At 36.0% G+C, this 24,186-nt stretch carries 15 protein-coding genes; 5 read left to right on the top strand and 10 right to left on the bottom strand.

Features of this window, described 5'->3' with window-relative positions; translation table 11 throughout:
• Positions 1 to 41 precede the first annotated feature (41 nt).
• The 10 genes from FTRAC_RS14405 to FTRAC_RS20115 form a co-directional block, all read right to left on the bottom strand.
• Positions 42 to 3,506, bottom strand: coding sequence for a VCBS repeat-containing protein (locus FTRAC_RS14405; RefSeq protein WP_013455003.1), 3,465 nt, complete (start codon positions 3,504 to 3,506; stop codon positions 42 to 44).
• Between the two features lie 7 nt (positions 3,507 to 3,513).
• Positions 3,514 to 4,839, bottom strand: a complete 1,326-nt coding sequence (locus FTRAC_RS14400; protein ID WP_013455002.1) for a vanadium-dependent haloperoxidase — start codon at positions 4,837 to 4,839, stop codon at positions 3,514 to 3,516.
• A gap of 303 nt (positions 4,840 to 5,142) precedes the next feature.
• Positions 5,143 to 5,928: a hypothetical protein gene (locus FTRAC_RS14395; RefSeq protein WP_013455001.1), complete on the bottom strand. Its 786-nt coding sequence runs from the start codon at positions 5,926 to 5,928 to the stop codon at positions 5,143 to 5,145.
• Between the two features lie 16 nt (positions 5,929 to 5,944).
• A complete protein-coding gene (locus FTRAC_RS14390) occupies positions 5,945 to 7,402 on the bottom strand; it encodes a RagB/SusD family nutrient uptake outer membrane protein (protein ID WP_013455000.1) in 1,458 nt (485 codons plus the stop codon).
• Positions 7,403 to 7,420: 18 nt separating this feature from the next.
• Positions 7,421 to 10,438 (bottom strand): SusC/RagA family TonB-linked outer membrane protein, encoded by a 3,018-nt coding sequence (locus FTRAC_RS14385; RefSeq protein ID WP_013454999.1) that lies wholly within the window; start codon positions 10,436 to 10,438, stop codon positions 7,421 to 7,423.
• Positions 10,439 to 10,668: 230 nt separating this feature from the next.
• Positions 10,669 to 12,525, bottom strand: coding sequence for an OmpA family protein (locus FTRAC_RS14380; protein ID WP_013454998.1), 1,857 nt, complete (start codon positions 12,523 to 12,525; stop codon positions 10,669 to 10,671).
• A gap of 329 nt (positions 12,526 to 12,854) precedes the next feature.
• Positions 12,855 to 13,478 (bottom strand): 7-carboxy-7-deazaguanine synthase QueE, encoded by a 624-nt coding sequence (locus tag FTRAC_RS14375; RefSeq protein ID WP_013454997.1) that lies wholly within the window; start codon positions 13,476 to 13,478, stop codon positions 12,855 to 12,857.
• Entirely contained in the window at positions 13,459 to 14,355 is an 897-nt protein-coding gene (locus tag FTRAC_RS14370; protein WP_013454996.1) for a bifunctional 5,10-methylenetetrahydrofolate dehydrogenase/5,10-methenyltetrahydrofolate cyclohydrolase, read from the bottom strand. The genes FTRAC_RS14375 and FTRAC_RS14370 overlap by 20 nt, the downstream gene beginning before the upstream one ends.
• Before the next feature lie 39 nt (positions 14,356 to 14,394).
• Complete coding sequence (lepA, locus tag FTRAC_RS14365; protein WP_041650765.1) at positions 14,395 to 16,179, bottom strand: translation elongation factor 4; 1,785 nt, start codon at positions 16,177 to 16,179, stop codon at positions 14,395 to 14,397.
• A gap of 270 nt (positions 16,180 to 16,449) precedes the next feature.
• Positions 16,450 to 16,581, bottom strand: a complete 132-nt coding sequence (locus FTRAC_RS20115) for a hypothetical protein (protein ID WP_013454994.1) — start codon at positions 16,579 to 16,581, stop codon at positions 16,450 to 16,452.
• A 114-nt stretch (positions 16,582 to 16,695) separates the two neighbouring features.
• Here FTRAC_RS20115 and FTRAC_RS14360 point away from each other — a divergent pair, with 114 nt between their 5' ends.
• From FTRAC_RS14360 to pheT, 5 genes are all read left to right on the top strand, one after another.
• Positions 16,696 to 18,192, top strand: a complete 1,497-nt coding sequence (locus FTRAC_RS14360) for a GH3 auxin-responsive promoter family protein (RefSeq protein ID WP_013454993.1) — start codon at positions 16,696 to 16,698, stop codon at positions 18,190 to 18,192.
• A 23-nt stretch (positions 18,193 to 18,215) separates the two neighbouring features.
• A complete protein-coding gene (locus tag FTRAC_RS14355) occupies positions 18,216 to 19,373 on the top strand; it encodes a 1-deoxy-D-xylulose-5-phosphate reductoisomerase (protein WP_013454992.1) in 1,158 nt (385 codons plus the stop codon).
• On the top strand, positions 19,373 to 20,689 hold the full coding sequence (gene rseP, locus FTRAC_RS14350; protein ID WP_013454991.1) for an RIP metalloprotease RseP: 1,317 nt from the start codon (positions 19,373 to 19,375) through the stop codon (positions 20,687 to 20,689). The genes FTRAC_RS14355 and rseP overlap by 1 nt, the downstream gene beginning before the upstream one ends.
• Before the next feature lies 1 nt (position 20,690).
• On the top strand, positions 20,691 to 21,308 hold the full coding sequence (locus FTRAC_RS14345) for a DUF1684 domain-containing protein (protein WP_013454990.1): 618 nt from the start codon (positions 20,691 to 20,693) through the stop codon (positions 21,306 to 21,308).
• A gap of 460 nt (positions 21,309 to 21,768) precedes the next feature.
• Positions 21,769 to 24,186 (top strand): phenylalanine--tRNA ligase subunit beta, encoded by a 2,418-nt coding sequence (gene pheT / locus FTRAC_RS14340; protein ID WP_013454989.1) that lies wholly within the window; start codon positions 21,769 to 21,771, stop codon positions 24,184 to 24,186.

The following is a 24,186-nucleotide window of genomic DNA, read 5'->3' as shown; positions in this document are numbered from 1 at the left end:
CAGGATGCAATTAAGCAAAAAAAAGGTTCAGTGATTACTATTCATTCATTTCTTTGATAAACGGTCGAATTTTCATCTTTATAGTTTCTTGCTACTATTTTTTCAATATGCTTATTTAAAATTATTGAATTACTAGAAGATGATAAATAACTACTACCATGATAAACCTCCTGCTTTCTAAGCGTTCCATCTTGAAGATGAATCTCCAACTGCCTTGTATCTTTAGGAATTCGAACTGAACCCTCTATACTTTTAGAATGTACTAATAGGCTATCAGAATTTTGAGTGCTCACCAAAAACAATCTTTCTTTACGAGGAATGGAAGCAATTGCTTTTGCATCTCCCGGTACATAAAAGCCTGAAGAGGAGCTATCCATATATTTAAATTGATTTTCACCTTCATTAATTAAGACAAAACCGTTATGTGCGTCATACGGACCAACAGTAACTTCCGTTGAATGAGAATTACCCTGTCCGACTATATCCAATAGACCATCATCATCAACATCTAGAACTTCCATTCCAAAAATAGGGGCAAATTGTGCCTGCACGGGCAATTCATTTACCACAAACTCACCATTGCCCTTATTGACTAAATGCACACTAGCAAAATCATTTGCTGTAAGTTTATAAGCTCCTTTCCGCTCTTCTTCTGTTAAGACTTCCTTAAATGAAGATTCTGCAAATTTTTTGTATCGCGGAAATCGACTTCTCAAAAATGACATCTGGTCAATTAACATATCACGACTTGCAACAGTATGTTCTACACCATCATTATAATAGGTAAGTATAGGATCTATTTTATCATTTTTGTCAAAATCTTTTGCATAAACACTTAAAGGCGTTTCAGCAGAAGCGTTATGAGGATTATTCAAGCCTAGATTACCAATAACATAGTCCACATCACCATCGTTATCAAAATCCCCTGCTGCAATACCATTCCACCAACCTTTTCTATTTTGCAAATTATCTATTTTCAACTTGGAAAAAGCATCACCATTGTTCTTAAAAAAAGCAATATCAGTCCATTCTCCCACCATGATGATATCCATCAAGCCATCATTATTAAAATCAGTGAATAATGCATCTGTTATCATACCATACTGTTTCAATTCAGGTAAAACAGTCGTTGTTACATCTTTAAATTTACCTTCGTCATTACGATATATATAACTATTGGTAGGTAAAGGAAACTTTCCTGGAAAAACGCGACCTGTCACAAGCAAATCAAGATCTCCATCATTGTCAATATCAGCAGCCGCTACTTTAGAACTACTTATTGGATTCTGAGGAATCAGATCATTCCTTTTAATAAACTTGCCAGAACCATCATTTAAAAAGAATTGATCATAGTAATATTGACTTGGCTTTGGTACATCATTACCACCACTTGAGATATAAAGATCCAAGAAGCCGTCATTATTAGCATCAAATAATAATGGAGACATTTCTTCCATAAAATATGATGTAGTATCTATTACTTCTCCTGTAAATTCCCCATTGCCATTATCAGTAAATAAATAACCATTTTCTCCTGATGACCCTGCAACATACAAATCTTCAAACCCATCATTATTAACATCACCAACGGCTATCCCTGGCCCATTTTTAGAATATCTGTGGGGCATTAGTGGTTCTCGCTTAAAATCAGGTAAGTCATAATCTTTAGCCAAATACTTAATTCCTGTTGAATGATCTCTTGCAAATAGAGGCTTAGAGGCACTTTCTTCAGTACCTGTACTTTTCTTCTTTTGAGAATCTGAATAGGCGACTTTTACCAGAGTATTAGGGTTCACATTCCTGATAATTGTTTGCTTTTCATTTTTCCATCTAACTATAATAGAATCTACCGAACCTATCTCTCCTAAACCAAAATTTAAAATTGGAGAAACTGAAGACTGAAATCCTCTCTGTTGATAAAAGGTTTGCATTTGAACTGAATCCTCATGATAAAGCATAACCTCTGCTCCAGACAAATCAGCCTGATTCCCTTCCAACTTTATTTTTAAATAATTATGCTTCGTTAACTCTGCCCCATTATTTCTAAATATAAATGCTTCATCATCAATGTTATTTACAACAATATCTAGAAATCCATCATTATTTAAATCAACATAAGCAGCACCATTGGAAAGCGATGGTATATCCAAGCCCCATTCTTTGGTATTATTACTAAAGTCAAGGTTCCCCTCATTTTTAAACATGAAGTTTGAAATCTTGGCACTTTCCATTTCATGCAAAACATTTAAAATATTGCTTTTTGATTCATCTCCATATTTTCTTTCTTGAATGGCTTTGTATAGAATGAAATCTCTATCGGTCATATCCCTTTTAAAACCATTGGTGACATACATGTCTTTCCTACCATCGTTATCAAAATCCGCAAACAAACCTGACCAGCTCCAATCAGTAGAGTGAATGCCAGCTAATTGCCCTATCTCACTGAAGTATCCGTTGCCATTATTCAATTGGAGTGTATTCCGCATAAATTGCTTTTCAAAACCTAATTGTAGCGTTGCATTGAAAAGATCTAAGCCGACTGGCCCTACTAATTTTTTCCTTCTAAAATTATCAGGAGGCAACATATCTAATACTAACAAATCTGGCAGCCCATCATTATTAAAATCAGCCGCATCATTACCCATTGCGAAATTGCTAAAGTGCTTGAAATACTTTGCTGCGGACTCTTCAAATGTGCTATCACCATTATTGATGTACAAATAGTCATCATAATAGTAATCATTTGAGACATAAATATCATCAAAACCATCTTCATTCAAATCGATTATAGCTACCCCTAAACCATAGCCCTCTTTTAATATATTGGCAGACTTAGTGATCTCCACAAATTTCTTTCCAGTATTGAGAAACAATCTATCGTTGCTAGTTCCTGATCCGTCCTCCTTTAATTTCTTCATGACATTCTCATTATTAAAATCATTGGCATGATTTAATAAATATACATCAAGGAGCCCATCATTATTAAGGTCAAAAAAGGCAGAATGCGTAGTCCAGTCAGTCAAATCTAAACCATACTCTTTACTTTTTTCAGAAAAGGTGTTATCTCCATTGTTAATGTAGAGCTTATTTCTTCGATTCTCAGCATTTTTCGAACCAGTATAGGAAACATATAAATCAACAAATCCGTCATTATTTATATCGGCAAAAGAAGCTCCTGACGCCCAACCACCACTTTTGATACCTGCGTCCATCGTAATATCTGTAAATTTAAAGTCGCCATTATTGAGATATAACTTGGATGCAACTTGATTTCCAGTAAAAAAAACATCTTCAAGACCATCATTATTTATATCTCCAACAGCTACTCCCCCACCATTGTAAACATATTCATAATCTATGATATTCAAAGTGTCATTTTCGATCAAACGATTATTAAATTCAATACCGGTAGTTTTAGCAGGTAAATTTTCAAATAATGAATCCTTTGAGCAAGACCAAAAAAATGCGGATAAAACAATAAAAATAAATTTAATAAAATGATTCATTCTTCTTCTATTTTTTAATTAAACGGCTGATCACCAAATTAGCTACTTTATCTCCTTGCTTTACTCCATTAGTAATAGCAGGCATATAGTGTATACCACCATAAAGTCTACTAATAGCTGCTTCATTAGAGGCATCTAAAAATGATTCGAATGTTCTAACTGGCAACCCAAAAGCAGTTTCAGTTGTATCTTCAAAATATATATCATCTCCCAACAAATTTGTCAAAACTGTAGCTGCAGCAGTAGAAATCACACTATGCCCACTTGTGTATTCGGGAAATGCAGGTGTTTGTAATAAAGAATTCCAATTTGGATCAATATATCTGTTGATGTAAGTAATTGGACGTATTAAAGATGTTTCGTATTTCGTTTCCCAACAACTTAAGAAAGCATCGTATAAAGAAATCGATACCAAGGTTAAAACCCTGCTGCTTTCATAAATATCTAATCCCTTTTTTTGTGTTGCAATGTTAGAAATACTTATCCAATGTCCTCCAGGTGAAATTTTCTGATTATAGAACATCATATGCCCCTTTCTGTAACTAATATTAGGATTGCAGTCCCAAAACTTAGCTATTTCCACTTGCTCATCATTCAAGTTATTTTGGGTCTCATAAACATGCAATGCTTCTTTATAAAACTGACTGTTTTCAGTTGAATCAAACTTGGTTGGAGGTTCAGGTCTAAATTGACTTGCTGAATCAAGAATTAAAGGCCTTAAAGTATGCCAGTTGGGCTCAATACCCTCCATATAATCAGGAGGTGTAGCTTTCCACTTCCCTGGGTCATTATCGTAAGAATATCTTGTTAAACCAGTCCTTTCATGGTAACCATCCGATTTTGAATAATCTACGATTTGATTTGCAATACTTTCACCAAAAGCATAGCTAACTTCAATAACTTCTTGATCAAAATTTGCACTAAAATTTTCTTTTAAACTATCAAGATGCTTTGAGACTAAATCCTTACTAAAAACCAATTCTTTGGCTACAGTATGGAAAGCAATAAAACTAGCTATAGAAGGATTTACATTAGAAAATTCTTCATCGCCATTCTTGATCTGAAAATCATTCAACTTGCCATGAAAGCTCGAAATAGTATCATTCAAAGCTGCTAGACTTTCATAGGCAGCAAGATTTGAATAAACTATTATTCTGCTTGCAACCGGAGGAGTGAAAATATCTTCAATAATAACATTAGACAAAAATTCATTTGAGTCGTCTATGTGATTCCAATCAGAATAAACATCTGATTTTTTGTTGCTTTGACACGCACCAACTACAACAACTGCTAAAAACAGAAAAAAAATAAATTTGAAATTATTACTAATCATAAAAAATAATAAAGGCTTTTAAAATTAGAAGCTTTGTACCAACCATAGCAAGCAGTCCTAGGCTTCACCAATCTGATCTTCAAAATCTTAACTACAAAAGTATAGCATTATGTTTAGAAAGAAAAGCTAAAAAAAATAATAAAATTATAAATAAAATTATACAGAAGATACGCTACTAAAAGAGAAAGAAATCACTAAGAACTACATTCTATGCTGAGATCAAAAAGAAAGGCAAATTACAATCTATTACATAAAAAAAATGGAGGCAATGCCTCCATTTTTTCATAAAAATCAATACTTCAATTATATTCTAGTTAAAGTAGCTACATATCCACTACCATAATCTATAGTAACAGTGTTAGCCGTAACCTCTAATCCTGCTTCTGGATTAGATGCATAGTCAAAACTAGGATCTAAATCACGTATGGTCATTGCAGAACCATCTTCATTCAAAGACCAAGTACTCCATGTTGCGCCCTCAACAGACACTGGAGCTTGGAACTCGCTAGGTTCAGCGCAAACATCACTACTTTCTGCTCTTATCAACAATCCATCTTTACGGAAAGTAAAAATATCATCAAGTTCACAAGGTGCAGTCACTAGTTGATCGTATACATCACCAAAACCAGGGTAAGTATATGAAGTAACTGTATAATTACCTAACACAGCCAAAAACTCCGGTAAAACAGGCGCTAAAGTTGTTTCAATAACAGTTTCACCAGCTGACCAGTATATGTAACCTGAACTTACAGTAGAAGACCAGTTCCTTAAAGAACCAGACGAAGCACTGAAGAAGTAATCACCTCTTTCAGATCCTACATCACCTGGCGATAAAGTTACTACACCCTCTGCATTTGTTTCTCCAGAACTAACAACATTTTGCTCAAGCGCATAATCAGCTGCACTTGCAAAGAAATCAACTGTTGCTCCTGACACAGGCTCACCTTGTTGGTTTAGAACCACAACATTTAGGCTTGGCTCAACTACTGGGCCTGGTCTTTCCTGATTAACTGTATCTTCATCAACACAGCTAGAACCCATCACGGCCACAAATAATATGGCTATTATATTTTTTATATTTTTCATCATAGTAAATTAATATTTATTATCCACCAAATGTATAAATCGGAATATCCAATAATACTAACTCTGAAGCTGGAATTGGTAATTGTCTGAATGCACCTTCACGCATCCAACCTGCCCATCTTCTAGCTTCTGCTAATTCACGACCACCCCAAGTATTAAGCAATTCGATCATCTTCTCATACTTAACAGCATTCAATAAGACAGCATCACTTTCACCACCTGTTAGTGGAGTAAGGTCACCTCTGCCTACTCTAGTTCTGTTGATCAAAGTAGCGGCCAAGTTCTTATCTCCACCGGTTCTAATCAAAGCTTCTGCATGCATTAAGTCATTTTCAGCTTGCAAAAGAGCAGGCATTTCTCTGCCAGTCCAAGCTGAAAAATCAGGAGCATACCTGTTATGAACATAGTTTGAGAAACGATAAACTCCCCTATCAATTGGCTGAAAAACTTCAGCTCTATAAAGGAAATCGCTACTTACCCTTGCATCATTAGAAGAAATTTGTCCAGGGTTAGATGCATCTGATGGATATTCTGTTGGATAGCTTGGGTCGATAAGATTTAATAATTTCATATCTACTCTACACCATGTATTTGCAACAACACCATTGGCCAAAGACCCTCCACCAATTAATTTGTTGTCGTCAAACCATAAGTTACCATCTCCAATTGGAGCTAAATCGTAATCTATACCTTGGGAAGTCAACTGTCTAACTCTAGCCCAATCCGTTTGAGCAACTTCTTCAGGAGTTCTAGCATTTAAAACCAAAGCTTGCGCAGCTATTGTTCTTGCTAACTTAGCAAAATCAGCACTAGATAAAGTAACTCCATTTATGTAAGTAGAAGGAACAGTAAATTCATTTGCATCAGCAACTGCTGCCGCTTCTTCTAAACGAGTGGCTGCATAATCAGCAAGCGCTTTATAATCCACTAAAGCCTCAGCATTTAAAGTTGCCAAGTCAGTCTCAGCATTTACTATAAATCCTTGATCATAAAGCATACTTATGTGTGCAGCACCTGCACCCTGCAACCAATAAGCTACTGAACGTAATCTTTCAGTTACATCTACACCTTCTACGATGATTGCTCCTTCTGCATTCAACAATGCATTTTCCACATCTGTACCTACTGAAATAGCAGAATTAAATCTACTCCAAGCTTCCTCAATAGTAGGTGCATCATTAGATGTCAAACCGTTATCGATTGGTAAAGGTGGCTGCCAAGAAAAGTTCCTGATACCAAAATTACCCCAAGATGCAGTTAAAACATCTGCATTACAAGCTAAAGCAGGTCCAGGGTTAACCTGAGACTTACCTAAATGCCAATCGGCAAAACCTCCTGCCGGTAACCCAGCTAGGTCAGTTGGGCTAGCTAACACATCTGAGCTATTCGGCTCATTTGGGTTTTCAATCTCTAAATCAGCACAGCTATAAGCAAAAACACTGATAAAGAGTATAGTTAATATTTTATATAGTTTCATATATTTTAACTTTAGTTATTAAAATGTTAATTGTAATGAACCTGAAATCGTTCTAAAGTTAGGATATCTAAATCCATCAACAGCATAAGTAGTTCTATCAACATTATCTGGACCCTGACCTACTTCCGGATCGTAACCTGGATAATCAGAAACAGTAAATAGATTTCGTCCTACAATACCTACTTGGATTCCGTTAATGAAATCCCATCCTAAGTTTTTAACAGGAACGTTATAGTTGACAGATAACTCTCTTAATTTCAAGAAACTACCATCATAAACAAAATAAGAACTAGGATTATTAGTATTATAGAATGCTTGGTAATAACCAATTGGCTTAGGATTTTCTGCACCTCTTTGGTCGATATAACCAGCTCTATTATCTCTAGTTAAGAATTGGTTTGTTTGGCTATAAATATCGCCTCCTTGTTTCCAATCCCAAAGCATATATATTCTGAAATTCTTGAATAATACGAATGTATTATTGAAACCTAAGTTAAAGTCAGGATTAGTATCACCTACCTTGTGGTTGGTATTACCTTCTTCATCAACATATGGTAAAGGAACTTCATTGATAGTACCAATTTGACTAGCTCTAACAACGTAACCTTCATCATTAATTACGTAGTCAGACAAGTCAGCTTCTGGATTGCCATCTAAAACTTCGTCCAAAGATCTCATCCACTTAGTAGCATAAATTGCTCCTACTGGTTCACCTTCTTTAATCAAGAAAACATCAGATTGCTGAATACCTGTACCTCTTCTAAATTCAGGAATCGGTAAGTCAGTAATTTCTTGAATGAACTTATCAAACACCAATCCTGCATTCCATGTGAAATTTTCATTCTTTACGATGTTTGCATTTAATGATAATTCAACACCTTGGTAAGTTAAAGTACCAGCATTTTGCCACTGGAAATTATAACCAGCTGCAGCAATTAATGGAACTGGAATGATCTGATCTTCAATTGTAGAGTTTACATAAGTTACATCCAAATCGAATCTATCAAGGAAATACACGTTTACACCAAATTCTGTTTCAATAGAAGTTGCCGGTTGCAACAAACTATTACCAACAGTATTCTTTTGTGGAGTACCTCCTGAAACATTATAAGTTTCATACTGTGCGCTAAATCTAGGCTGAACACCAGAAGTTGCTTGAGAACCTCTAATTTTTAACTCCTGAATACCAGGGATTGTAACGTCTTCAGTAAGTCTATAAGAAGCTGCAACTCTGTAGTTAAAATAAGTTCTAGCATCTGCTCCAAATAAAGATACAGCATCTACTCTACCTAATAAATCTAAAGAGATTTTATCTTGCCATAATGTACCTACTTGGGCAAATCCACTCTCACTTTGAACCTCAGTAACAGTTTGACGAACTCGAGGAGCAGGATCTGATATATTAGACAAAGTTGGAGTACCACCAAATGTAAATCCATCACCAGTAACACCATGGCTATTATAACGGTTGACATCCCACCAGTATCCAAGTCGACCATTCAATGACAAATCACCAAATTCTTTTGCCATAAGAATGTTACCTCTTACGTTGGTCTGCAAAGTCTCATAACTGTCAAAAGTCATACCACCTGCACCAATACGAGCAAAAGCAACATCATCAGCTAAATAACCGAAAGGCACTACAGTTTCATCAATAATATTGTCTTTATCTAAACCAAAGAAACCCTCTAAAGTCATCCACTCAAAAGGCTTGTAGTCAATCCCAATACTTCCAATATATCTATCTCTTTCGCGAGTACTGTATCTATTCTGAAGAGAATAAACAGGGTTCACCATTTGCTGAGAACTATCCGGCTTTGCATTTATTACTGTTTCAGCAGGATTATTTGGATTTGGAACTTCTTCAAACAAATCTCTATCCGGTCTTAAAGTAAGAATATCAAAGAAAGGAGTTACTGGAGCAACGTCAATCGTACTTCTACTATAGAAATTACTAGTAGTCACCTTAACTTTATCAGAAATATCAAAGTCTAAATTTGCTTTAAAGTTAAATCTTTGCTGTCCTTGAGTATCTCTAATAATACCTGGCTGCCTTGTATGCTGCCCTGAAACCATATAGTTCATACTCTCAGCATTTCCTGTCATTGACATGAAATTTGTATAGAACAAATTATCTTCAAACAAGATATCCTGATAATCAACTGGATCTGGATAAGGTGTTACAGACAATCCATCTGCTCTTGGCACTTGACCACCAACTGGAGGAGCTCCTGTTTCAGGATCAATTTCGTAGTGGTGAGTTTCTGCTAAAGGAATTCTACCAGGCAAAAAGTTTTGCCCAACTTCATTTCTAATAACAATTTTTGAATCACCTTTTTTCATACTAGAACCTCTATTGGTCTTAATAACAATAGCACCATTAGCCGCTCTAGATCCGTAAAGTGCAGCAGCAGAAGCTGATTTCAACACTTGAACAGAAGCAATATCTTCAGAGTTAATAGTACTAAGACCACCATCGATAATCATTCCATCAACAATGATAAGAGGTTGCTGTCCTTCAAATAATGAAGTAGTACCTCTAAGTCTAATACCTGCATTTGAACCTGGAGATCCTGCTTGTGTAATTCTAACACCTGCAACTTTTCCTTGCAATGCTTGAGCAGGGTCGATACCTGGAGCATTCTGGATTAAGTCACCATCAACTTGACCTATAGAATAACCCAATGTTTTTGTGGTTATACCTGGAGCTGAACCTGTAACAACAACTTCACTCAATTGAGCAACATCAGAGACCATAGCAACATCAATAACTGATCTTGAACCAACTGGTATCTCTTGTTTTGCCATTCCAATAAAAGTAAACACCAATGTACCGCCATCAGATGGCACAGAAATTTTATAATTTCCGTCAAGGTCAGTATTGACCCCAGTACCGGTACCTTTTAATAATACGTTCACACCTGGCAAGCCTTCGCCTGATTCAGAATCAGTTACTTTACCACTTACGGTGCGATCCTGTGCCCATGCATATAGCACGAACACCAACATGAAACATGTTAGTAGAATCTTCTTCATACTTATTTTAGTTTAGGTTAACAATAATTAAAGGTTAAATGTACATAACATTAAATTAAAATACCTAACAAAATATAAATTTTTCTTGAAAAATATTTGCCAAATAAAAACGATATACGGTGCATTTATATAGTTTAAAATTGATACAAAGCCAACATATGCAGTATAAAAAATTAACAATACGGATGTATTAAGCTACTAAAATATAACTTATCCAATATTTTTTTGAACTACAAGACTTTGAAAATCACCGTTTTCCTATACTCTCCTGATGGCAACTTTTTTGCTCCATAACCAACAGCTTTGATATTCTCTTCTAGCACTCCGTCTTTTATAATTAACTTTTCATAAACGGCTTTCGCTCTTTTCCTTGATAATTCCTTATTGTAAGAGGCAGACCCAATTTCATCGGTATATCCCCCAATTTCAATTTTCAAATTAGGGTTTTGGCTGAGAAGATCGGCTACTTTATTAATTTCATTGCTTGATTTCTCGGATAGTTCATAACTGTCAAATTCAAAATAAATATTGTTTAATTCTACTATAGCTCCTTTTTCTATTGGCTTTAAAGCAAAATTCAATTCAGTTTTACTTTCGCTAATCTCTAACCTTCTTGAATTAAATAAATAATTAGGAGCATCCACGTAAAATGCATATTCAGATGGCCTTGGAATAATCACTTTGTATTCACCGCTCGTTCTATTACTGTAAGTCTCTTGAATCAAGCTGTCCAATTTCAAATCATATATTTGTATTTTGGCTCTCAACTTGGAACTATCTTTTGAATTTATCACCCCTCCAAAAACCAGATTGACTTCATTTTCTACCTTACTCTTTTGGAAGAATATTTTTGAAGGCGGGTATTGAGCCTCAGATTGCATTTCTCTTGACCAATACTTTTCTCCGCTAAATTTTTGATGATAAGAAAGTTCATTGTTAAAACTATTGACTGGCAATCCTAAATTACTCACCTCTCCTTCATCTAGAGGCCATTTAATTTTATAAATATCAAATCCTCCCATGCCAACCCCTCCGTTTGAACTGAAATACATTTCATCATTCGACAATGTTAGAAATGGAGATATTTCATCTGCAAAGGTGTTGATCTTTTTACCAAGGTTAATTGCTTCAGTCCATTTACCATTTACTTTTTTAGAATAGTAAAGATCTCTTTTACCAAATCCACCCGTCCTATTGGAGCTAAAAATCAAAAATCTTCCATCAGAAGAAAGGAAAGGTTGGGACTCCCATGCACTGGAATTTATATTTCCACCTAAATTCTCTGGTTCTTGCCATTCATCTCCTTCAAAATAAGATATATATAAATCGCAACTTCCTAAACCATCTCTTTTATTACAGCCAGTAAAAACCATTACTCTTCCATCTGCAGAAATAGCAGCAGCCCCTTCATTATCTTTAGTATTGATAACTGGAACTTTCTCAACATTTTGAAATTGACTACCCGATAGTTTTGCTCGATAGATGCCCTCTGCCAGACTTCCTGTTCTTTGGCCTGTGAAATATAAAAACTCTGAGGGGTACAATGTAAAGAAAGGAAAATAGATGCTTCTGAAAATCTTATCCGACTCAATAGATTCGACATTCTTATCAGAACCATCATGTTTATCTATCTCTTGTAAAGCAAAATCTATCGATTCGGAAATGATATGTGCCATCTTCAAGTACTCCTCCTTGTAACCTTTTTGCTTGTAAATTTCAATTGGCTTTTTCGCAAGCTGATACTTTCCTCTATCAAAAGACTCCTTCCCTAAAATGAAATAGTAATCTGTATACTTTGATGGCCAATTTTCTTCCAAAGAAAAAGCCTTTTCAAGCGAAGACACCACTTTGTTTAAATCATTGATTCCGTAAAACAAAGATGCTTTCTCTAAATAAAGATGGTGATTTTCAGGTTCAATCTCTATGGCATCTTCCATATATTGAACTGCAGCTTCCCAATCCCTTTTGTAAAGTGCTTCTTTAGACTTTTCGACTAAACGCTCTGTTCTCCATTTGTAGTCCTGACTTGAAAGAGTCAGTGTATAAAAAACCGTAATTATTAGAAGTGGTATGATTTTGAAATTCATATTCCAATTTAGCTGATAAGAGAGAATTTCAAAAGGAATTTTAGATTTAAGCTATAAACCAAATTTTTAGAAAGTTTGATTTATTAAAAGATACTGCACACTATAAATAGATTGCTAATTAAAGGAAACCTAACTTTGGAAATAAGTCATATATGAAATGTCTAATGCTGGTGAGAGCTTCAGCTCGTAGGCTATCGCTTGGTTCTAAAGCACGAGCTAAGAAGCTCGCGCTAGCTTGGGGATATATACTTCAATCGTGTTTATGCCTGACTGAGCTGACACAAATGCGGGCGAAAAAAGTTGATATATATATATTAGAAATTTTTCGGCTATGGGATCTGCAAGTACTTATGAGTTTGTAAGGATATACCCCAATTCGGATTTTCTTTAACATATTCAACTATTAAAGGCATCATTTCTTCTCTTTTGCTCCATTCTGGTTGTAGCATTAATTTACAATCAGACCCTACTTTCTCAGCATGTTCTTCTGCCCACTTAAAATCTGACTTATTGAAAATGATGATTTTTAATTCATCTGCTCTGTCATACCAATGTTCCAATGGAGCTTTAAATTTCTTGGGAGATAAGCAGACCCAATCTACCATACCAGTGAATGGATGAGCACCAGAAGTCTCAACATTTACATGAAATCCTTTCTGCAGCAATCTCTTAGTCAACCCATGCATATCATACATAAAAGGTTCACCGCCAGTAATTACTGCCAAGCGAGATTCGTATTGATAGGCATCGTCTACGATATCGTCTATTTTTTTGAGGGGCCATTTATCAGCATCCCAAGAATCTTTCACATCACACCATACACAACCCACATCACAACCGCCTAAACGAATGAAATATGCTGCTTTTCCACTGTGAAATCCTTCTCCTTGAATGGTATAAAAAGACTCCATCAAGGGAAGTTCTATATTGGGATCAAACGAGTTCTTGTCCATAAATTTCTTTTTGAGAGGCTAGCCATGTATTCATTAATAAGCCAGCTCTTGTCATGGGGCCTACACCACCCGGAACAGGTGTTATGTGAGTCGCTTTTTTGGAAACTTCATCAAATAAAACATCTCCCTTCAAGGCAAAACCTGACTTTTTACTTTCGTCAGGGACTCGAGTTGTTCCAACATCAATCACTACCACATCGTTCTTCACCATATCAGCAGTAATCAAACCAGGTTTCCCAACAGCTACTATTAAAATATCTGCTTGTTTGGTATATTTTGCTAAATCGACAGTATATCTATGCGTTAAAGTTACAGTTGCATCTCCAGGATAATTAGCACTTCCCATTAGAATTGAGACAGGAGAACCCACAATATGACTTCTCCCAACCACTACACAATGCTTTCCTTTTGTTTGAATATCATAGCGCTTGATTAATTCCATCACACCAAATGGAGTAGCCGGTACATAAGCCGGTAAATTTGAAGCCATTCTACCATAGTTCACAGGATGAAAGCCATCCACATCTTTTTCAGGCTTGATGGCATTCAACACCTTGTTTACATCAATGTGTTTAGGCAAAGGTAACTGAACAATGAAACCATCTACTCTTTCATCATTATTCAATTTATCTACTTCTTGCAAAAGTTCTGCTTCTGTAATTGAATCATCAAAAAGTAACTTTGACGATTCAAAACCAATTTCCTGGCAATCTCTCACTTTAGCTTCCACATAGGTTTGGCTTGCCCCATCGGTACCCACCAAAATGGCAGAAAGATGAGGTACTTTACCACCTTCTTTCTTCAATTCGTCAACTTTTGCTTTTAATTCTTCTTTTATTTGAGAAGAAATTTTCTTCCCATCTAATAAAATAGGCATGATGTTATGCTTATATGATGTTTAACTAGTATATGTGGATCAGTCCAATTTAAGTACTGCCATAAATGCTTCTTGCGGAATTTCTACATTTCCCACCTGACGCATTCTTTTCTTACCTTTTTTCTGTTTCTCCAGTAGCTTTCTCTTACGGGAAATATCACCTCCGTAACATTTAGCCAGTACATTCTTACGAAGTGCTTTTACTGATTCCCTAGCAATTACCTTAGTACCAATTGCGGCCTGAACTGCTATTTCAAATTGTTGTCTAGGTATCAATTCTTTCAACTTTTCACACAATTTCTTTCCCCACTCATAAGCCTTATCCCTATGAACAATTGCTGAAAGCGCATCCACTTTATCTCCGTTTAGAAGGATATCCAATTTCACCAAATTACTGCTATGATAGCCTACCAACTCATAATCTAATGAAGCATAGCCTTTTGAAATTGTTTTTAACTTATCAAAGAAATCAAATACAATTTCAGCCAATGGCAAATGAAAGGTTAATTCAACTCTAGATTGTGTTAAATATACCTGATTTTTGATCTCCCCCCTTTTATCCATACAAAGAGAAATCACAGGGCCTACAAAATCTTCTTTTGTTATAATTTGTGCTCTAATATAAGGCTCTTCCAAATAGTCAATACTTCCTAAATCTGGCAATTCCGATGGAGCACTAACTTTTACCATTTCCCCATCTTTCTTAAAGGCATGAAACTGTACGGAAGGAACTGTGGTAATCACCGTCATATCAAATTCACGCTCCAAACGTTCCTGCACAATCTCCATGTGCAACATTCCTAAGAAGCCACATCTAAAACCAAAGCCAAGAGCAGCGGAGGTTTCTGGTTCCCATACCAAGGAAGCATCATTCAATTGCAGCTTTTCCATGGAAGCTCTCAGTTCTTCAAAATCTGAAGTCTCCACAGGGTAAATCCCAGCATAAACCATGGGTTTTACATTTTCAAATCCTTGAACTGCTTTTCCTGGATTCTCAACGTGGGTAACAGTATCACCTACTTTAACTTCTTTGGCTACCTTAATACCACTAATCAAATAACCAACATTTCCAGTGCTAATAGTATTCTTTGGCTGTTGAGTTAATTTTAGAATTCCGATTTCATCTGCTTCGTAAGTCTTGCCAGTATTGATGAATTTAATCTTGTCTCCTTTGGATATTTCACCATTAAAAACTCTAAAATAAACTTCAATTCCTCTATAAGGATTAAATACAGAATCAAAAACCATGGCTTGTAATGGTGCATTAGGGTCACCTGTTGGAGCTGGAATTCTGTGCGCAATGGCCTCTAGAATTTCCGTTATACCAATTCCTTCCTTTGCACTCGCATGTAAAATATCCTCCTTTTTACAGCCAATTAATTCAATAATCTGGTCAGACACTTCCTCTACCATGGCCCCTGGCAAGTCTATTTTATTGAGCACGGGAATAATTTCCAAATCGTGCTCGATAGCTAAGTAAAGGTTTGAAATGGTTTGCGCTTGAATTCCTTGTGCAGCATCCACTATTAAAAGTGCACCTTCACAAGCGGCAATGGATCGGGACACTTCATATGAGAAATCCACGTGACCTGGCGTGTCAATTAAATTGTACGTATATTCCTCCCCATTCAATTTATAATCCATTTGGATTGCATGTGATTTGATGGTGATGCCTCGCTCACGCTCCAAATCCATATTATCCAACAACTGCTCCATTTTCTCGCGCTCATTCACTGTCTGGGTTGAATCCAACAGCCTATCTGCCAAGGTACTTTTACCATGGTCAATGTGCGCAATAATGCAAAAATTTCTAATGTTCTTCATTTTCATAATCGAAGTGCAAAAGTACGTAATAAGGCTGAGATATAATAATAAGGTGATTCTAATTTATTGAGAATTAGATGAGAGGTGAATTAGTTCAGATGGCTATGTATTTCCATCATGATTTTAATTAAGGTCGTTCCTACGGAACTTACTTATTCTATTATTTTTTGAGGTTACCGTATGGTCGTTCCTCTGGAACTCTGGAAAGGCTGTACATTTTATTCTATGACAACTAATTCTTCATATAATGCTTCAATTGGGTCATCAAAATTATCCTTCATATGGATTTTCCCTTTTAATAATCCGAAAGCTCTTTCCTTTTTTTTCTTTACCTCCTTGTTCCAATTTAAGCTTCTCTATCAAATCCAACACATTCTTTTTATCTGATTCCGACAAGCTCATGAAGTCTGAGTTTATCGTAGTATTCGTAATAGATAATCATTAATAATTACTATTATTATATAAAAGCCATTAGAATCAAAAAGGGTTCCTAATAATTTTCTTAATTTTGGGTTTATGGGAATACGTGCAGTACTAAGTAAACCATTGGCGGCAATTATAGTCAACCAACAAAAAAAATGGGCAGCTCAACCAGCTCTGTCCCAAGTCAAAATATTTAAAAATATCATCCATAAAGCCAAAAATACGGCTTTCGGAAAAGATCATGGATTTGAGAACATTCAAACCTATGAAGATTTTAAAAAGCAAGTCCCAATTCGGGATTATGAAGCGCTAAAGCCTTATGTAGATAAAATTTTGCAGGGAGAAAGTGATGTACTTTGGCCGGGAAAACCAGCCTATTTTGCTAAAACAAGTGGTACCACATCAGGCACAAAATATATTCCCATCACCAAAGATTCTATTCCCAATCATATTAATAGTGCAAAAAATGCCTTATTAAGCTATGTGCACGAAACCGGTAAGTCTCAATTTCTAGATGGAAAATTAATCTTCTTATCTGGGGCACCGACTTTAGAGCAGAAAGCTGGAATAAATACAGGTAGATTATCAGGCATTGTCAATCATCACGTACCTAATTATTTGCGAACTAATCAGCTTCCTTCCTTTGAAACCAATTGCATAGAGGAATGGGAAGAAAAACTGGAGCGCATTATTGATGAAACAATAGATCAGGATATGAGCCTGATTTCAGGAATTCCACCATGGGTGCAAATGTATTTTGACAGAATTCAAGCAAGAGTCAACAAGCCTATTAAAGATATCTTCCCGAATTTCGAGATGTTTGTTTATGGTGGGGTTAATTTTGAGCCTTATAAAAATAAACTATACGAAAGCATTGGCAAAAAGGTAGATTCAATAGAAACCTATCCAGCTTCAGAGGGCTTTATTGCCTATCAAGATTCACAAAAAGAAGATGGATTGTTGCTTTTATTAAACAGTGGTATATTTTTCGAGTTTATACCTGCTGAGGAATATTTTGATGAAAATCCGACCAGATTGATGATTGATCAGGTGGAAATGGACAAGAATTATGCTTTAATCATCAACAGCAATGCAGGATTGTGGGGCTATTCGATTGGAGATACGGTGAAATTTGTTTCCATGAATCCTTATAGAGTAGTGGTCTCTGGAAGGATCAAACATTTTATTTCCGCTTTTGGGGAACATGTTATAGGAGAAGAAGTGGAAAATGCCATGAAAGCAACTTGTGAAAAATTCGAAAACGTAAAAATCACAGAATTCACAGTTGCTCCACAAGTAACTCCTAAAGACGGATTACCTCACCATGAATGGTTTGTGGAATTTGATAATCCTCCGATTGATTTGGAAGCATTTTCTAATGAATTGGATATTAATTTAAGAAAACGAAACAGTTACTATGACGACCTGATTACAGGCAGCATCTTAAGAACTTTAAAAATAAGAACACTCAAAAAAGCCTCTTTTATTAATTATATGCGTTCAGAAGGAAAGCTGGGAGGTCAAAACAAAGTCCCGCGTCTTTCAAACGACAGAAAAATAGCGGAGGCTATGGAGAAATACACACATTAAAATTTAATTATATTAATTGACTTATGTCTAATAAAAAATCGATAGCCATCTTAGGCTCTACGGGCTCCATTGGAACCCAAGCCCTAGAGGTTATCAAATCACATCCTGATCATTTTCAAGTTGAAGTACTGACAGCACAGAACAATGTAGATTTACTTATTCAGCAATCCATCCAATTCAGACCTAATGCAGTGGTAATTGGAAACGATGCTTTTTATGATAAGGTCTTCAATGTGCTTGATCCTTTAGGAATAAAGGTATATTCAGGTGAAAAATCTTTAGCTAGTGTGGTCCAAATGGACACCATTGATGTTGTACTGACTGCTCTGGTTGGTTACGCAGGCTTACTACCTACCATCAAAGCCATCGAAGCAGGAAAACATATTGCTTTGGCAAATAAAGAAACCTTGGTAGTTGCAGGAGAACTAGTCACTTCATTAGCTAAACAAAAAGGTGTAAATATTTATCCTGTAGATTCTGAACATTCCGCTATTTTCCAATGCTTAGTTGGGGAATTCCATAATCCGATTGAAAAAGTAATTTTGACTGCTTCAGGTGGCCCATTCAGAGGAAGAAGCAAGAAATTTTTAGAGTCAGTAAAGAAAGAGCAAGCCTTAAAACACCCGAATTGGGATATGGGTGCTAAAATCACCATCGATTCTGCCAGTTTGATGAATAAAGGTTTGGAAGTAATTGAAGCCAAATGGTTATTCAATCTTCGAGAAGATCAAGTGGATGTAGTGGTACACCCCCAATCTATTATTCACAGCATGGTGCAATTTGAAGACAGCTCTATAAAAGCACAAATGGGGCTTCCAGATATGCGAGTACCAATTATGTTTGCTTTAAGCTACCCTGACCGTTTGAAAGCTGATTTTCCAAGGTTCAATTTCATGGATTATCCGCAACTCACATTCGAACAACCCGATAGTGATACCTTCCGTAACTTAGCTTTAGCTTTCCATGCCCTTGGGCGTGAAGGAAATGCAGCTTGTATTTTGAATGCAGCGAATGAAGTAGTAGTTTCGGCCTTTCTTGAAGATAAGATTTCCTTTTTAGGCATGTCTGAAGTGATAGAAAGTTGCCTGGATAAAGTAGATTTTGTCAAAACCCCAAGTTTGGAAGATTATATTTCAACAGATAAAGAAACTAGAATTAAAGCTTTAGAGTTTATAAATTAATGGAAACAGTTATTATGATCGCCCAATTAATTTTGGGCTTATCTATTTTGGTAGGATTGCATGAGTTTGGCCACCTATTGGCAGCCAAAGCTTTTGGTATGAGAGTGGAACAATTTTCAATTGGATTCCCTCCAAAAATTTTCAGTTTTAAGTACGGTGAAACCGAATACGCACTTAGTGCAATTCCTTTAGGTGGTTTTGTGAAAATTTCAGGAATGATTGATGAATCTCTCGACACCAAAAACATGGACAAAGAACCTGAGCCTTATGAATTTAGAGCAAAACCAGCATGGCAAAGATTGATAGTAATGATGGGCGGTATTATCGTAAACGTCATTACAGGTATTATCATTTTCATATTTCTTCAATACGGTTATGGTGAAACATACGAATCCAAAGATAACATTACAGAAAATGGTATTTACGCTTATGAGCCAGCCAAAGAAATTGGACTAAAGAATGGTGACATCATCATCAATGTAAATGGAAAAGATTATGAAAAAGTAAGTGATCTCACTAGCTCTGATGTGTTGTTAGAATCTGATAGCTATTATACTGTTTTAAGAGATGGAAAAGAAATTGTTGTTCCCATTCCGAATGACATGATAGAAAGAATTTCTGAAGATAATCAGCGAATACCATTCATTCGACCTTTATACGAATTTGAAGTTGATAATGTACAGCCACAAAGCAATGCAGATATGGCTGGGTTGATGCCAGGTGACAAAATCATAGCAGTAAACGGTGAAGAGGTAAAATACTTCCAATTCTTTCAAGAAAAACTAGAAAACCATAAGGGTGAAGAAATCCGATTGACTGTAAAGAGAAATGAAAAAATTGAACAATTGCAAGCAAAAGTCGGTGATGATGGTCGTTTAGGCTTTATGTCCAAGCCTGATATTGAATTGGAACATGAAGAGTTTACTTTTGCAGAATCGATTCCAACCGGTACTGCAAAAGCTTTCAATGTAATATGGTTAAACATTAAAGGTTTTGGTAAAATCTTCAGAGGCGAAGTTTCGGCTTCAGAATCTTTATCTGGACCAATTGGAATAGCTCAGATTTTTGGCGGAGAATGGGTTTGGCAGAAATTCTGGGGAATTACCGGATTGCTTTCCATGGTATTAGCCTTTATGAATTTCTTACCGATTCCTGCATTAGATGGAGGTCACGTAGTATTCTTAAGTTATGAGATTATTTCTGGCAGGAAACCTTCTGATAAATTTCTAGAGAATGCTCAAAAAGTCGGAATGGTTTTATTACTTGGCTTGATGGCATTTGCCATTTTCAATGATATTTGGAAAGTAATTTTCTAGCATGAAGCCTACTAAAGTTTTAACTTATATCGTAATAGCAGCAGTCATTTTGATTGCTGTTTTCAGTTTATTCAATACTGGAGATAGCCCAGAAGTGGAAAGCAATTACATTGAAGACATGAAAGCTTTTCGGCATCAAAAGGACAGCTTTATGCTAAATGACGAAAAATCTCCTTTCATTGAGCAAAATGTGGCTTTCAAAGGATTGAATTATTTCGATATAGATGAAAGTTTCAAGGTAAAAGCCTCCGTTGAAGCTCTTGAAGATGGTAAAGTTTATAACTTGAGAACAAGTGATGATAAAGTAAAAACCTATCAAGCAGTAGCTATTTTACATTTTGATATTGTCGGCTCTCATCAAGACTTAACTTTATTACAATCTGCAGCTGATGGACACTTTTTCCTTTCTTTTTATGATGAAACCTCTGCAATAACCACTTATGGTGCAGGAAGATACTTGGAAGTGGACTTTAAAAAAGGACAACAACAAGTCGTATTAGACTTTAACAAATCTTATAATCCATATTGTGCTTATACTGAAGGCTATAGCTGCCCTGTGCCTCCACCAGAGAATAACATCACCATTCCGATTAATGCTGGAGAGAAGAATTATGAATAAGGGTAAATAGTCTTTTTTCATCTACTCTCCTGCTGTATGACAACATTTCATATTTCCAGCCAACACCCCTAAAGTCCCCTCAAGGGGATAATCTCACAGATTTAATTCTGTAGGAAATAATAAGTTTTATCACTTTTTTGTCAATTATCAAGTAAATCTTTTGTGCAAATGATGCTAAATCAAATTAAAAAATCAATGTAAATTCTGTGCGGCTCCCCCGCCAGCTGGCGGGGCGAAGGGGGGTGTCACCATTCTGCTTGACATAATTCAATAATATTTTACTTTATATAGTAATGCCTTTTAAGATTCGGGGCAACAACCACAAATAAAACAGGAAAAATTACGAATAAGCGTAATTAATCATTCTCCTTATCAATCATTTCTTTAATTTTGTTTTTAGAAAATAAAATGGACTACTAAAAATCCATATTTATTAATAGAGAAGTATAAAAATACAGAAATGAAGATAGCTTTAAACTGGTTAAAGAACTATATAAATATTACACAATCTCCTGAAGAACTTTCAGAAACCTTGACCAATACCGGACTAGAAGTAGAGGGAATGGAGGAAATTGAAACCGTTCCTGGCGGATTGAAAGGATTGGTGATAGGTGAAGTCAAAACCTGTGAAAAACACCCGAATGCAGATAAATTAAAAATCACCACAGTTGATATTGGTGAGCATGAGCCTGTCCAAATTGTTTGTGGAGCACCAAATGTAGCTGCAGGACAAAAAGTAGTAGTGGCAACGGTGAATTCCACGCTTTACCCAAATCCTGATGAGCCTTTCAAAATCAAAAAATCCAAAATTCGCGGAGAAGTTAGCATGGGAATGATTTGCGCTGAGGACGAAATTGGCATGGGTGCAAGTCATGATGGTATTATGGTTTTGGATACAGATAAACCTAATGGAACTCCTGCTGCAGAGTATTTCAATATTGAATCGGACATTGTTTACGAAATTGGCCTCACACCGAATCGTGCTGATGCCATGGGGCATATCGGAGCAGCTAGAGATATCAAAGCTGTAACGGGTGAAGCAGTAAAATTTCCTTCAATCCTAGATTTCAAAGTAGATAATCAAGATCTACCTATCACAGTAGAAGTGGAAAACAAAGAGGCTTGCCCTCGCTATAGCGGCTTGAGCATCTCAGGAATCAAAGTGGCACCCAGCCCTGATTGGTTACAAAATACCTTGAAAAGCATTGGTTTACAGCCTATCAACAATGTGGTAGATGTAACGAATTACGTAATGCACGAATTAGGCCAACCGCTTCATGCTTTCAATGCTGACAAAATTTCAGGCAATACCATCAAAGTTAAAAATTTAGCTGAAGGAAGTAAATTCATCACTTTAGATGAAAAAGAAAGAAAACTGTCGGCTAAAGATTTAATGATCTGTGATGGAGATTCAAATCCACTTTGCATAGCAGGAGTTTTTGGTGGAATTGATTCAGGAGTTAAGGATGACACCACAAAAGTATTTTTAGAATCTGCATATTTCTCTGCAGACAGTGTTAGAAAAACATCGCAGCACCATCAACTAAAAACGGATGCTTCATTTCGCTATGAAAGAGGGACTGACCCTAATATTACGGTTTACGCCCTCAAAAGAGCTGCCTTATTGATTCAGGAAGTAGCGGGTGGACAAATCAGTAGTGAAATTCAGGATGAGTATCCAGTAGCCATTCCAAATCGAGAAGTAATGATGAAATATAAAAACATCGACCGATTGATTGGCAAAAAATTGGAGCAGGATGAAATTCATACCATTCTCAATAGATTGGATATTGAAACTACTGACAAAATCGAGACTGGCTTCAAAGCGATAGTTCCGCCTTATCGAGTGGATGTCACCCGTGAAGCAGATGTAATTGAAGAAATAATCCGAATATACGGATTTAACAATATTGCCTTGCCAGAAACGCTATCTAGCAGTTATATGGCAAGTTTCCCTGAGGTTGACCCGGTTAAAATGAGAAAAGAGGCTGGTTTACTCTTAACTGCCAATGGTTTCCAGGAAATCATGACCAATTCCCTAACAAAACCTGGTTTCAGTGAACAATTGGATGGTTTCAATTCTAAAGAAAATGTTGAAATCCTTAACAAATTGAGTGAGGATTTAGGCGTAATGCGTCAAGATTTGATGTTCACGGCCTTAGACGTTTTAGCTTACAACATCAATCGAAGACAAACCGACTTGAAATTTTATGAATTCGGAAAAGTTTATAAAAAAATTAATTCCAAATATAAGGAGGAAATGCGCCTTGGCATTTACCTGACAGGGAAAAACGAAGCCGAAAATTGGATTCGAAAAAATGAATCTGTAAAATTTCATGACCTCTATTCGGCAGTTCTAAAAATTTTCGATAAATTTAATGCGGAAAGTATTGAAAATGAAGAATTTCATAACGATTGCTTCGACTATGGCTTGAAGTTAAAAATCAAGCAAAATGTAGTGGCTGAACTGGGTAAATTAAGTAAAAAAGCCCTGAAATTGAGCGGGTTGAAGCAAGATGTTTTCTATGCTAATGTCAATTGGGAGGCACTATTGAAAATGGTCAATGTCAATATCCAATTTGAGCCAGTAAGTAAATTCCCGGAAGTGAAGCGGGATTTATCACTAGTAATAGATGACAATGTTTCATATGATGAAATTAAGAAGATAAGCTTGAAACAAGCGCAATACTTAATCAGTAATATAGATGTTTTTGATGTTTATCAAGGGGACAAAATCGAGAAAGGAAAAAAAGCTTATGCTTTATCCTTCACCTTGCAAGACAAAACGAAGACATTGACAGATAAGATTATAGATAAAACAATGGACAAACTGATGAAAGCTTTCGAGAATGAAATTGGGGCAGTAATCAGAAAATAA

The organism is Marivirga tractuosa DSM 4126, assembly GCF_000183425.1.
Classification (GTDB): domain Bacteria; phylum Bacteroidota; class Bacteroidia; order Cytophagales; family Cyclobacteriaceae; genus Marivirga; species Marivirga tractuosa.
Note: the sequence above shows the minus strand (reverse complement) of the source record. Positions and strands in the feature narration are given on the sequence as shown.